Genomic DNA, 13681 nt, shown 5'->3' with positions numbered 1-13681 from the left:
GGTCGCCACCAATTTCCGACCATAACCGTCGGAATTGGTCATTTTTTGTGCTATATTCCGCGCCCGCGATTTTTCATCTCAACACCGGTCATCGTCATGCAAACAGCCAAGCCGTTATTTGACTATCCCAAGTACTGGGCCGAATGCTTCGGTCCAGCGCCATTCCTGCCAATGAGCAGGGAGGAGATGGATCAGCTTGGCTGGGATTCATGCGACATCATCATCGTCACCGGTGATGCCTACGTTGACCATCCGTCGTTCGGCATGGCGATCATCGGCCGGCTGCTGGAGTCCCAGGGCTTCCGCGTCGGGATCATTGCCCAACCGAACTGGCAGTCCAAAGACGACTTCATGAAGCTCGGCGAGCCGAACCTGTTCTTCGGTGTCGCGGCCGGCAACATGGACTCGATGATCAACCGCTATACCGCCGACAAGAAGATCCGCTCCGACGACGCCTACACCCCCGGTGGCCTGGCGGGCAAACGTCCGGATCGCGCGAGTCTGGTTTACAGCCAGCGCTGCAAGGAAGCCTACAAGAACGTGCCGATCGTGCTCGGCGGTATTGAAGCGTCCCTGCGCCGCATCGCCCACTACGACTACTGGCAGGACCGGGTACGCAACTCGATCCTGATCGACGCCTGCGCCGATATCCTGCTCTACGGCAACGCCGAGCGTGCGATTGTCGAAGTCGCCCAGCGCCTGTCCTACGGCCACAAGATCGAAGACATCACCGATGTGCGCGGCACCGCGTTCATCCGTCGCGACACGCCGAAAGACTGGTACGAAGTCGACTCCACGCGCATCGACCGTCCGGGCAAGATCGACAAGATCATTAACCCGTACGTGAACACCCAGGACACCCAGGCCTGCGCCATCGAGCAGGAAAAGGGGCCGGTTGAAGACCCGAGCGAAGCCAAGGTCGTGCAGATTCTGGCCAGCCCGAAAATGACCCGCGACAAAACGGTTATCCGTCTGCCGTCGGTCGAGAAGGTCCGTGGCGATGCGGTGCTTTACGCTCACGCCAACCGCGTGCTTCACCTGGAAACCAACCCGGGCAACGCCCGCGCGCTGGTGCAGAAACACGGCGAAGTCGACGTCTGGTTCAACCCGCCGCCGATTCCGATGACCACCGAAGAAATGGACTACGTGTTCGGCATGCCTTACGCACGTATTCCGCACCCGGCGTACGGCAAGGAAAAAATCCCGGCCTACGACATGATCCGCTTCTCGGTGAACATCATGCGTGGCTGCTTCGGCGGCTGCACCTTCTGCTCGATCACCGAGCACGAAGGCCGGATCATCCAGAACCGTTCCGAAGAGTCGATCATTCGCGAAATCGAAGAAATTCGCGACAAGGTGCCAGGTTTCACCGGCGTCATTTCCGACCTCGGCGGCCCGACCGCGAACATGTACCGCATCGCGTGCAAGAGCCCGGAAATCGAATCCGCGTGCCGCAAGCCATCGTGCGTGTTCCCTGGCATCTGCCCGAACCTGAACACCGACCACTCGTCGCTGATCCAGCTGTATCGCAGCGCCCGTGCGTTGCCGGGTGTGAAGAAGATTTTGATCGCGTCCGGTCTGCGCTACGACCTCGCCGTCGAGTCGCCGGAATACGTCAAGGAGCTGGTGACCCACCACGTCGGTGGTTACCTGAAGATCGCCCCGGAACACACCGAGGAAGGTCCGCTCAATCAGATGATGAAACCGGGCATCGGCAGCTATGACAAGTTCAAGCGCATGTTCGAGAAGTACTCCAAGGAAGCCGGGAAAGAGCAGTACCTGATTCCGTACTTCATTGCCGCTCACCCGGGCACGACCGACGAAGACATGATGAACCTGGCCCTGTGGCTCAAGGGCAACGGCTTCCGTGCCGACCAGGTGCAGGCGTTCTACCCGTCGCCGATGGCCACCGCCACCGCGATGTACCACTCGGGCAAGAACCCGCTGCGCAAGGTCACTTACAAGAGCGACGCCGTGACCATCGTCAAGAGCGAAGAGCAGCGTCGCCTGCACAAGGCGTTCTTGCGTTACCACGACCCGAAAGGCTGGCCGATGCTGCGTGAAGCGCTGACCCGCATGGGCCGCGCCGACCTGATCGGGCCGGGCAAGAACCAGTTGATCCCGCTGCATCAGCCTGCGAGCGACAGCTACCAGAGCGCCCGTCGCAAGAACTCGACGCCGGCCGGCAGTCACAAGGTCGCGGGTGAGAAGACCACCAAGATCCTGACCCAGCACACCGGTCTGCCACCACGTGCCAGCGATGGCGGTAACCCGTGGGACAAGCGTGAACAGGCCAAGGCAGCGGCATTTGCCCGCAACCAGCAGGCGGCCAAGGAGCGCAAGGATGCCGCCAAAGGCAAAGGGCCGAAGCCTGCGCGCAAGCCGGTTGTGCCGCGCTAAGCCTCACTTGAGCTGAACAGAACGCCAACCTTCGGGTTGGCGTTTTACTGTCTGGCGCATAAAGATCGGGCGTCAGCGCGGGAATCTCTGTGGGGACAACTGGCCTCTTCGCGAGCAAGCCCGCTCCCACATTTGATCCGCTTTTCCCGTGCCAACGCGGTCCAGTGTGGGAGCGGGCTTGCTCGCGAAGGGGCCCGACCAGGCAACGAGTTTGCAGCTGCCCGCCACAAATCCGTGCATCTCCCCCAAACCAATTTCCCGCATCGCCCGATTTTGGTGCTGTACTGCCTCAAGCAACCGGAGAAAGCGCCAGCGCCACTGGATGGCATAAGTCTTGCGCGCTTTCGATAACGCTTAAGGCTCGCAGGAGGCACGCCGTGTCGATTCATGTCGCATTGCACCACGTCACGCATTACCGCTACGACCGCGCTGTCGAGCTCGGTCCGCAGATTGTTCGCCTGCGCCCGGCCGCCCACAGCCGTACGCGGATACTGTCGTATGCGCTGAAAGTCTCGCCCGAGCAGCATTTCATTAACTGGCAGCAGGACCCTCAGGGCAATTACCTGGCGCGTCTGGTGTTCCCGGAGAAAACCGAGGAACTGCGGATCGAGGTCGATCTGCTGGCGGAAATGGCGGTGTTCAATCCGTTCGACTTCTTCCTCGAACCCTACGCGGAAAAAATCCCGTTTGCCTACGCCGCGGACGAGCGCAAGGAACTGGCGCCGTACCTGGAAACCCTGCCGCTGACGCCGAAATTCAAGGCTTATCTGGACGGCATCGATCGCACGCCGCTGCCCAGCGTGGATTTCCTCGTCGCGCTCAATCAGCGCCTGAGCGAGGACATCGGCTACCTGATCCGCATGGAGCCGGGCGTGCAAACGCCCGAACACACCCTCGAACATGCCTCCGGTTCCTGTCGCGACTCGGCGTGGCTGCTGGTGCAGCTGCTGCGTAACCTGGGCCTGGCGGCGCGTTTTGTCTCCGGTTATCTGATTCAACTGACCGCCGACGTCAAAAGCCTCGACGGTCCGTCGGGCACCGACGTGGATTTCACCGATTTGCACGCCTGGTGCGAGGTCTATTTGCCCGGTGCCGGCTGGATCGGCCTGGACGCGACCTCAGGCCTGTTTGCCGGTGAAGGACACATTCCGTTGGCGTGTAGTCCCGATCCGGGCTCTGCGGCACCGATCAGTGGCCTGGTGGAGCCGTGCGAGTGCGAATTCACCCACGAAATGTCCGTTGAGCGGATTTGGGAGGCGCCGCGCGTCACCAAGCCCTACACCGAAGATCAATGGCTGGCGATCCAGGCGCTGGGCCGGCAGATTGATGCCGACCTGCTGGAAGGCGACGTACGCCTGACCATGGGCGGCGAGCCGACCTTCGTCTCCATCGACGATCCGGACGGCGCCGAGTGGAACACCGCCGCGCTGGGGCCAGACAAGCGGCGTTTGTCCGCCGAGCTGTTCCAGCGAATGCGCAAACATTACGCACCCAAAGGACTGGTGCATTTCGGTCAAGGTAAGTGGTACCCCGGCGAGCAACTGCCGCGCTGGTCGCTGAACTGCTACTGGCGTCGCGATGGTGTGCCGATCTGGCACAACAGCGCGCTGATTGCCGATGAGCAGGAAGACTACGGTGCCGATGGCGAACTGGCCGGGCGTTTTCTGGCGAGTGTCGCCGAACGCCTGAAAATTCCGACACGCTTTGTGTTTCCGGCCTACGAAGACAATTTCTATTACCTCTGGCGCGAGGGCGCTTTGCCGCAGAACGTCAGCGCCGAAGATTCGCGTCTGGAAGAACCCTTGGAGCGTGCGCGACTGCGCAAAGTCTTCAGTCAGGGGCTGGATAAAGTGATCGGCCAAGTGTTGCCACTGGCGCGCACGGCCAAGGGCGATCAGTGGCAAAGCGGCCGCTGGTACCTGCGCGACGAGCACTGCCGGTTGGTGCCGGGGGATTCGCCACTGGGTTATCGCTTGCCGCTGGGCTCGCAGCCGTGGGTGAAAGCCGCCGAGTATCCGTTCATCTACCCCAACGATCCCAATCAGGAATTCCCGACGCTCCCGGATACTCAGCAGTTGAGCCGCCCCGCCGCCGCGGCCGAAGCGGTCGAGCGTGATCTGGAAATCGACGAATCCGCCGATTGGCTGACGCGCACCGCCTTCTGCGCCGAGGCGCGGGAGGGGCGGTTGTACTTGTTCATGCCGCCGCTGGAGCGAGTCGAGGATTATCTGGAGCTGGTCACTGCAATCGAGGCCACGGCTGAGGAACTGCATTGTCCGGTGCTGCTGGAAGGCTATGAGCCGCCAAGCGATCCGCGCCTGAGCAACTTCCGCATTACCCCGGACCCAGGCGTGATCGAGGTCAACGTGCAGCCGTCCGCCACCTGGGATGAGCTGGTCGAGCGCACCGAGTTTCTCTACGAAGAAGCGCGCCAGACGCGGCTGACCACTGAAAAATTCATGATCGACGGCCGACACACCGGCACTGGCGGCGGTAACCATTTCGTACTGGGCGGTGCGACACCGGCCGACTCACCGTTTCTGCGCCGTCCCGATCTGCTGCGCAGCCTGATCAGTTACTGGCATAACCACCCGTCGTTGTCCTACCTGTTTTCCGGATTGTTCATCGGCCCGACGTCCCAGGCACCGCGCGTCGATGAAGCGCGCAACGATGCGTTGTACGAGCTGGAAATCGCCTTCGCCCAGATGCCTCAACCCGGCGAAGAATGCGCGCCGTGGCTGGTCGACCGGCTGCTGCGTAACCTGTTGATTGACGTGACGGGTAACACTCATCGCGCCGAATTCTGCATCGACAAGCTTTATTCGCCCGATGGCGCAACGGGGCGCCTTGGCTTGCTGGAGTTGCGCGCTTTTGAAATGCCGCCTCACGCACGCATGAGCCTGGCTCAGCAGTTGTTGCTGCGAGCGCTGGTTGCGCGGTTTTGGCGCGAGCCTTATGCGCCGCCGAAACTGGCGCGCTGGGGCACGGAATTGCACGACCGGTTCCTGTTGCCACACTTTATCGAGCAGGATTTCGCTGATGTGATCGTCGACCTCAATGCCGCGGGTTATCCGGTGCGGGCCGAGTGGTTTGCCGCGCATCTGGAGTTTCGCTTTCCCAAGGTCGGCGATTACGCCGTCAGCGGCATCGAACTGGAAGTGCGTCAGGCGCTGGAGCCTTGGCATGTACTGGGCGAGGAGGGCGCGGTCGGCGGCACGGTGCGCTACGTGGATTCATCCCTGGAGCGCTTGCAGGTGAAGCTCACCGGCCTGGCACCGCAGCGCTATTTGCTGACCTGCAACGGCGTTCCGGTGCCTTTGCAACCGACCGGTCGGGTTGGCGAGTTCGTCGCAGGCGTGCGCTTTCGTGCCTGGCAGCCGGCCAACTGTCTGCAACCGACGATCCCGGTCCATGCGCCGCTGGTGTTCGACCTGCTCGACACCTGGATGCAGCGTTCGCTGGGGGGGTGTCAGTACCACGTCGCCCATCCGGGCGGGCGCAACTATGACAGCTTGCCGGTGAACGCCAATGAAGCCGAGAGTCGGAGGATGGCGCGTTTCTTCCGCATCGGACACAGCCCGGGGAAACTTCCTATACCGATTCTGGAAATAAACGACGAGCTGCCGATGACTCTCGATTTACGACGTTTCTAAACCGTACGCGACGCTCGGATTTTTCGTATATCCGGGCGTCATGAGCGTGCGTTAGTCTGACCGTTCCTTGCTGTCTGCCGAGCTTTCCATGCCTGACCTGCTTGACCGCTACCCGCTGACGGCGGGCACTTATCACGAACTGCTCGACGACAGTGGCGCCGTACGTCCGCACTGGCGCCGGTTGTTCGACCAGTTGCAACGCAGCACGCCCGCGCAGCTGGTGCAGCGTCAGGCACTGCTGACCCGGCAGATCCAGGAAAACGGCGTGACCTACAACGTCTATGCCGATCCCAAGGGCGCGGACCGGCCATGGGAGCTGGACTTGCTGCCGCACGTGATCGCTGCGGATGAATGGGAGCACTTGTCGGCCGGGATCGCCCAGCGGGCTCGACTGTTGAATGCTGTGCTGGCGGACTTGTACGGCCCGCAACGGTTGATCGCTGAAGGCTTGTTGCCGGCTGAGCTGGTATTCGGCCACAACAACTTCCTTTGGCCCTGTCAGGGCATCACGCCGCCCGATGGGGCCTTTCTGCATCTGTATGCCGTGGATCTGGCGCGCACGCCCGACGGTCGCTGGTGGGTGACGGCGGATCGGACCCAGGCACCGTCCGGCGCCGGTTACGCCCTGGAAAACCGCACGATCGTGTCCCGGGCCTTTCCTGAGTTGTACCGCGATTTGAAGGTGCAGCATCTGGCCGGGTTCTTCCGCACGCTTCAGGAAACCCTGGCCCGTCAGGCGCCAAGCGACGATGAAGTGCCGTTGGTGGTGCTGCTGACGCCGGGGCGTTTCAACGAAAGCTATTTCGAACACCTGTATCTGGCGCGGCAACTCGGTTATCCGTTGGTGGAGGGCGGCGACCTCACGGTGCGCGATGCCACGGTTTACCTGAAAACCTTGAGCGGCCTGCGCAGGGTCCACGCGATCATGCGTCGGCTCGACGACGACTTCTGTGATCCGCTGGAGCTGCGCACCGACTCGGCGCTCGGTGTGCCGGGCCTGCTCGAAGCCGTGCGACAAGGACGGGTGCTGGTGGCCAACGCGCTGGGCAGCGGCGTGCTGGAATCGCCGGGGTTGCTGGGCTTCCTGCCGAAGATCAATCAATTCCTGTTCGGCGAAGAGTTGATCCTGCCCTCTATCGCCACGTGGTGGTGCGGCGAAGCGCCGGTGCTGGCCCAGGCGCTGGAAAAACTGCCGGAATTACTGATCAAACCTGCGTTCCCCTCACAGAGCTTCGCGCCGGTGTTTGGCCGCGATTTGAGTGAAAAACAGCGTCTGGCGCTTTCCGAGCGCATGCAGGCACGACCTTATGCCTATGTGGCGCAAGAACTTGCGCAATTGTCCCAGGCGCCGATCTGGCAGGCCGAGGGTGGCCAGTTGCAACCCCGGGCCATCGGCATGCGCGTGTACGCGGTGGCGAGTCGCGACGGGTATAGGGTTCTGCCTGGCGGTTTGACCCGGGTGGCCGCCGAGGCCGACGCTGAAGTGGTGTCGATGCAACGCGGCGGTGCGAGCAAGGACACCTGGGTGCTGGGGGACCGGCCACCCAGCGGCGAACAATGGAAAGCCCAGCGCAACATTGGCGTGCACGATCTGGTGCGACGCGATCCGTATTTGCCGTCGCGAGTGGTGGAAAACCTGTTCTGGTTCGGCCGTTACTGCGAGCGCTGCGATGACAGTGCGCGGTTGCTGCGGATCATGCTGGCGCGCTACGTCGATGGCGATGACCCGCAAGCGCTGGAGGCCGCGGTCGATCTGGGTGAGCGGTTGATGTTGCTGCCCGAAGAAGGCGAGCTGCCTGAACGGTTGTTGGCGGCGCTGCTTGGTGACGACTGGCCGTTCAGCCTGCGTTCCAACTTGCAGCGCTTGCAGTGGGCGGCGTCGCAAGTGCGCGGAAAGCTCTCGCGGGAAAACTGGCAGGCGCTGGTGGAGTTGCAGCGTGAGGCCGTCGAACTGGAAACCGAAGAACCGGATTTCGGCGAGTTGCTGGATTTTCTCAACCGTCTGGTGATGTCGCTGGCGGCACTGTCGGGTTTTGCACTGGACGACATGACCCGGGACGAAGGCTGGCGCTTCCTGATGATCGGTCGACGGATCGAGCGCCTGCAATTTCTCAGCGGCAGCCTCGCGGCGTTTCTGCGCGGTAGCGGCGCCTTTGATCAGGCCGGGCTGGAGTGGCTGCTGGAGCTGGGTAACAGCAGCATCACCTACCGCTCGCGGTATCTGGCGGTGGCGCAATTGATTCCGGTGCTGGACCTGTTGCTGCTCGACGAACAAAACCCGCACGCGGTGCTGTTCCAGTTGAAGCTGGTGACCCGCACGCTTAAACGTTTGAACGATGATTTTGCTGTGCCGCGCGAAGCCGGTCTGCCGTTTCTGGTGGAGCGTCTGGCGCGCTTTGATCTGGGGTGTCTGGAGAATTCGCTGTTCGGTGAAGCCAGCGTACGCGCCGCCATCAATGGCCTGGCCGACCTGCTGCAAGAGATCGCCGATGCGAGCGGGCAGGTGTCGGATCGTTTGGCATTGCGCCATTTCGCCCACGTCGATGATGTCAGCCAACGCACGGTGTCCGTCTGATGAGCGCTCATTACCAGATTTTCCATGACACCCATTATCACTACGACAGCCCGGTGTCCCTCGCCCAGCAGTTGGCGCATCTGTGGCCGCGCTCGTGCGCCTGGCAGCGCTGCACTGCGCAACAATTGCAGATCAGCCCCGACCCGACGGCGCGCCGCGATGAACTGGATGTATTCGGCAATCCACTGACCCGGCTGGCGTTCGAGCGGCCTCACGATGAGTTACTGGTCAACGCCAGTCTTACCGTCGAAGTGCTGGCCCGGCCAACGCTGGATTTCAATCAATCGCCGGCCTGGGAAGAAACCCGCAACGCACTGACCTACAGCAGCCAGCCGCTTTCGTCCGACGTGCTCGAAGCGTGTCGTTACCGGTTCGAATCGCCCTATGTGCATTTGAAGCGCAACTTCGTCGAGTTCTCGGAAAGTTGTTTTCCGGCGGGGCGGCCGCTGTTGCTCGGCGTCCAGGCGTTGATGGAAAAAATCTTCAGCGAATTCACCTTCGACGCCGAGGCCACTCAAGTGGCAACGCCTCTGGTGGAAGTGCTGGAACGCCGTCGCGGGGTGTGCCAGGACTTCGCTCACCTGATGCTCGCTTGCGTGCGTTCCCGTGGGTTGGCGGCGCGTTACATCAGCGGCTACCTGCTGACTCAGCCGCCACCGGGCCAGCCACGGCTGATCGGTGCCGATGCATCACACGCCTGGGTTTCAGTGTTTTGCCCGGTGTTGGGTTGGGTGGATTTCGATCCGACCAACAATGTGCAACCGGCGCTCGAACACATCACCCTGGCCTGGGGCCGGGATTTCTCCGATGTATCGCCGTTGCGCGGGGTGATTCTGGGGGGCGGAAATCACGATCCGGAAGTCCGGGTCACCGTGATGCCACTGGAGTAACAAAGATCCACCCTGTAGGAGCGAGCCTGCTCGCGATGGACGTCAACGATGACGCGTCCTGTCTGGAAAAACGCGCTGTCTTCGATATCTTCGCGAGCAAGCTCGCTCCTACACGGGACACAGATCCGGTGGGCCTGATCAGATCATCGGGCCCTGAGGGTATCAGGCGTCGGGCGCCTGATCTTTCGGTGCTTCAACATCACTTTCTGCGGTCACTTCACCGTCTGCTTCCGGGTTCAGTGCGGCGGCGTCTTCTTCAGCTGAAGCTTTCTTGCGCTGAAGCTTTTCCTCTTTCTTCTGCTCCTTGGCCAAGTCTCTCTGACGTTTGGCGAAGGAATAATTAGGTTTAGCCATGGGCGATCCTCTGGGGTCGAAGGTGAGGTTGAGCGGCGCATATTCTGCCCTGTATCGGTGCCTAGCCGTTAGCTGGGTTTTTGCTCGGCCCATTTTGGCAGTACCGAGGGCTGCCAGGCGTCCAGTGCATCGAGCAGGGTGTGCGGCGATTCGCTCACTTGCAGCATGTCACGGTGTGCTTCGCGAACGAAGCCTTCGCCGACGATATGATCAAGAAAACCGGTCAACTTGCTGTAGAAACCGTTCACTTCCAGCAGTCCCAGCGGTTTGCCGTGGTAGCCGAGCTGGCCCCAGGTCCAGACTTCGAACAGTTCTTCCAGAGTGCCCAGGCCACCGGGCAGCGCGATAAAGGCGTCGCTGAGCTCGGCCATCCGCGCCTTGCGCGCATGCATGCCGTCGACCACTTCCAGGCGCGTGAGGCCGCTGTGACCGATTTCCTTGTCTTTGAGGCTTTGCGGGATGATCCCGATCACTTCACCGCCGGCCGCCAGTGCGGCGTCGGCGACGATCCCCATCAGCCCGACGGCACCGCCGCCATAGACCAGGGTCAGCTTGCGCTCGGCCAACGCTCGCCCGAGGGCGACAGCCGCTTCACGATAAGCCGGGTTGGTGCCGGTGCTGGCACCGCAAAATACACAAACGGACGCTAAAGACATGCCTTGCTCCATGGTCAGGATGGCCACAGAGTAAAGGCAGAGGCGCTATGCTCCAAGGTCTAAACTTCACGCCGGGACGTTTCACAGGTGCCACTGGCGCCACAGGCGTAAGCGGCGAGCAAACTGCACAACAGGCTATTGATGGACATGACAGACGCTCCGTATAAGTGATGACGACCTGATGATAGGGCCGCCCTAGACGTCTGGCTGGTAGATTGTTTCGATAGGTGTCATAGCCCGAAAGTTGTATACAATTTTTGATTCAGGTCATAGGAACTTGCGAAGTTTTCAGGCAGTCTTCTGTCCATTCGCACTTTTGTTAACCCTGCCTTGGAGATTCACCATGTTTGCCAAACTTGTTGCGGTATCCCTGCTGACACTGGCCAGCAGTCAATTGATGGCTGCCGAGTGCAAGACGACCATCGATTCCACCGACCAAATGGCCTTCAACACCAAGGCCATCGAAATCGACAAAAGCTGCAAGACCTTCACCGTTGAACTGACCCACTCCGGCAACCTGCCGAAAAACGTCATGGGCCACAACTGGGTGCTGAGCAAAGAAGCGGACATGCAGCCGATCGCCACCGATGGCCTGTCTGCCGGCATCGACAAGAACTACCTGAAAGAAGGTGACGCGCGCATTATCGCTCACACCAAAATCATCGGCTCCAAGGAAACCGACTCGGTGACCTTCGATGTGTCCAAGCTTGATGCTGCCGAGAAATACGGCTTCTTCTGCTCGTTCCCGGGCCACATTTCGATGATGAAAGGTACGGTTACGCTGAAGTAAGCAAATCGCTCGCATAAAAAAAGCGTCCACTTGGGACGCTTTTTTTGTGCCCGGCGTTTGACCGTGTAATCGTTCTTCGCGGGCAAGCCTCGCTCCTACAGGGGCGGTGTCGAAACCCTGTAGGAGCGAGGCTTGCCCGCGAAGGCGTCGGATCAGGCGCCACCTAAATCAAGGGGCGAAAGGCATCACCCGCTTGTGATGGGTCTTCCTGTACGTATCGCAAATGATCTTGAACGCTTCCTCACGCACCGGCTGCCCATGCAGGAACGCGTCGATCTCGGCATACGTCACGCCATGGGACGCTTCGTCCGGTTTACCTGGCGACAGGTCTTCAAGGTCCGCCGTCGGGACTTTTTCCACCAGCGATTCCGGCGCGCCGAAACTGCGGGCAATCGCCCGGACCTGATTTTTCACCAGGCCGCTCAACGGGGCCAGGTCGCAGGCGCCGTCGCCGAATTTGGTGAAGAAACCCATCACCGCTTCCGCCGCATGATCGGTGCCGATCACCAGGCCATGGGCCGCGCCGGCGATGGTGTACTGGGCGACCATGCGCATCCGCGCCTTGGTGTTGCCAAGGACGAAATCCACCGAGACCGCGTGCTTGCCTTCGAACGCGGCCACTTCATTGGCCAGGGATTTGACCGCCGGGCCGATGTTCACGGTGTGACGCTCATCTGGCTTGATGAAGTCCACCGATGCCTGGGCGTCGTGTTCATCGAACTGGGTTTCGTACGGCAGGCGCACGGCGATGAACTTGTAGTTGTCATCACCGGTGCGGGTGCGCAGTTCACACATGGCGCGCTGCGCCAGCAGGCCGGCGGTCAGGGAATCGACGCCGCCGCTGATCCCGAGCACCAGGGTCTTGAGCCCGGAATTGACCAGGCAATCCTGGATGAAACTGATGCGCCGCGCGATTTCAGCCTCGAGGGCGGCCTCGTCGGCGAATGGCGGTTGAACCTTGAGCTGCTCAGCAATCTCACGCTGTACGGCTTGCATGAATTCACTCCTTGCTTGGTGTGCTGGAAAGGGCGGCAGGAACTTTGAAAACGTGTCGCAAATAGGCAACGAAATTCGGGTCTTTACAGTGAGTCTTGCCAGGCTCGTCGGAGATCTTTGCCACCGGCTGGCCGTTGCAGGCCGCCATTTTAAGCACGATGCTCATCGGTTCGACACCCGGAATATCGCACGTCAGGTTGGTACCGATGCCGAAGCTGACATTGATCCGACCGCGCAATGCGCGAAATATTTCCAGCGCCTTGGGCAGCGTCAGGCTGTCGGAGAACGTCAGCGTCTTGCTCATCGGGTCGATGCCCAGCTTTTGATAGTGGGCGATCGCCTTTTCCGCCCAGATCACCGGATCACCGGAGTCATGTCGCAGACCGTCAAAAAGCTTGGCGAAGAACAGGTCGAAGTCGTTGAGGAAGGCATCCATGGTGATGCAGTCCGTCAAGGCAATCCCCAGCAGGCCGCGGTACTCGCGGACCCAGCAATCGAGGGCGGCGGCCTGGCTGTCGATCAGCCGCGGGCCCAGTTGCTGGTGGGCCATGATCCACTCGTGGGCCATGGTGCCCAGCGGTTTCATGTCCAGCTCTCGCGAAAGGTGCACGTTGCTGGTGCCGACGAAGCGCCCGGGGAAATCGTGCTTGAGCACGTTCACCACTTCTTCCTGCACACGGTAAGAGAAGCGACGGCGAGTACCGAAATCGGCTACCTGCAATTCGGACAATTCGTCACTGCCGGCATTCGCGGTCAGCCAGTCGAACTTGCGATAGAGCTGTTCACGCGCCTGCACCAGCACGATCTCCCGGTAGCGATAGCGGTTGCGCACTTCGCTGACGATGGACAGCAGCGGCACTTCGAACAGGATCACATGCAGCCACGGTCCGCGCAGGCGGATGAACAGTTCGCCGTTTTCGATGCCGGTGTGGACGTAGCGCAGATTGAAGCGGAACAACCCGAGAAAACGCAGGAAATCCGGCTTCATGAAGCTGATGCGCTCCATGAAGCTCAACTGGTCGGCGCTCAGGCTCAGCTCGGCCAGGCGCTCGATCTGAAAGCGGATTTCCGCCAGGTACGGGCGCAAATCCTCACTGTTACGGCAACGAAACTCCCATTCGACTTCCACGTTCGGGTAGTTGTGCAGCACCGCCTGCATCATCGTCAGTTTGTAGAAGTCGGTGTCGAGCAGGTTCTGCACGATGCGATCGGCAAACACACTCTCGCTCATAACGGGGTTCTCCAGGCTGGCCGCGGCCCGTGGCGGCGACGTTGCAGCTGTTTCAATGATGGGGGCTAGTGGCGCATATCAGCGCGGGGTATTGCCAGTGTTTTTTTGTGAGGGTTGTGCCGCTGCTGATGGCCTC

9 protein-coding genes are annotated in these 13681 nt (G+C 61.0%); 5 read left to right on the top strand and 4 right to left on the bottom strand.

The genetic code is table 11. From position 1 onward, the window contains the following. The first annotated feature begins 96 nt into the window (after positions 1 to 96). The 4 genes from ACM6IO_RS25775 to ACM6IO_RS25760 all read left to right on the top strand — a co-directional run bounded on the left by ACM6IO_RS25775 (position 97) and on the right by ACM6IO_RS25760 (position 9518). Complete coding sequence (locus ACM6IO_RS25775; RefSeq protein WP_192226931.1) at positions 97 to 2400, top strand: YgiQ family radical SAM protein; 2304 nt, start codon at positions 97 to 99, stop codon at positions 2398 to 2400. A 377-nt stretch (positions 2401 to 2777) separates the two neighbouring features. Further along, positions 2778 to 6053: a DUF2126 domain-containing protein gene (locus ACM6IO_RS25770; RefSeq protein ID WP_414912483.1), complete on the top strand. Its 3276-nt coding sequence runs from the start codon at positions 2778 to 2780 to the stop codon at positions 6051 to 6053. A gap of 88 nt (positions 6054 to 6141) precedes the next feature. Further along, the gene (locus ACM6IO_RS25765) at positions 6142 to 8628 is read left to right on the top strand and encodes a circularly permuted type 2 ATP-grasp protein (protein WP_192226933.1); all 2487 of its coding nucleotides are present in this window, start codon (positions 6142 to 6144) and stop codon (positions 8626 to 8628) included. Then, a complete protein-coding gene (locus tag ACM6IO_RS25760) occupies positions 8628 to 9518 on the top strand; it encodes a transglutaminase family protein (protein ID WP_008035361.1) in 891 nt (296 codons plus the stop codon). The genes ACM6IO_RS25765 and ACM6IO_RS25760 overlap by 1 nt, the downstream gene beginning before the upstream one ends. A 162-nt stretch (positions 9519 to 9680) precedes the next feature. Here the strand turns inward: ACM6IO_RS25760 and ACM6IO_RS25755 are convergent, their stop codons facing one another. After that, the gene (locus ACM6IO_RS25755; RefSeq protein ID WP_008035362.1) at positions 9681 to 9872 is read right to left on the bottom strand and encodes a hypothetical protein; all 192 of its coding nucleotides are present in this window, start codon (positions 9870 to 9872) and stop codon (positions 9681 to 9683) included. A 68-nt stretch (positions 9873 to 9940) separates the two neighbouring features. Beyond that, complete coding sequence (locus tag ACM6IO_RS25750) at positions 9941 to 10528, bottom strand: TIGR00730 family Rossman fold protein (protein WP_008035363.1); 588 nt, start codon at positions 10526 to 10528, stop codon at positions 9941 to 9943. A gap of 343 nt (positions 10529 to 10871) precedes the next feature. On the opposite strand from ACM6IO_RS25750, the gene azu reads away from it, so the two are divergent. After that, on the top strand, positions 10872 to 11318 hold the full coding sequence (gene azu, locus ACM6IO_RS25745) for an azurin (RefSeq protein ID WP_008035372.1): 447 nt from the start codon (positions 10872 to 10874) through the stop codon (positions 11316 to 11318). 168 nt (positions 11319 to 11486) lie between these two features. On the opposite strand, the gene nadE is transcribed toward azu, so the two are convergent. Both nadE and pncB read right to left on the bottom strand, forming a co-directional pair. Then, positions 11487 to 12314 (bottom strand): ammonia-dependent NAD(+) synthetase, encoded by an 828-nt coding sequence (gene nadE / locus ACM6IO_RS25740; protein WP_008043144.1) that lies wholly within the window; start codon positions 12312 to 12314, stop codon positions 11487 to 11489. 4 nt (positions 12315 to 12318) lie between these two features. Further along, positions 12319 to 13545, bottom strand: coding sequence for a nicotinate phosphoribosyltransferase (gene pncB, locus ACM6IO_RS25735; protein WP_008043148.1), 1227 nt, complete (start codon positions 13543 to 13545; stop codon positions 12319 to 12321). Positions 13546 to 13681 lie beyond the last annotated feature (136 nt).

It is taken from the genome of Pseudomonas sp. IT-P44 (assembly GCF_949768225.1).
GTDB classification, from domain to species: Bacteria; Pseudomonadota; Gammaproteobacteria; order Pseudomonadales; family Pseudomonadaceae; genus Aquipseudomonas; species Aquipseudomonas migulae.
Note: the sequence above shows the minus strand (reverse complement) of the source record. Positions and strands in the feature narration are given on the sequence as shown.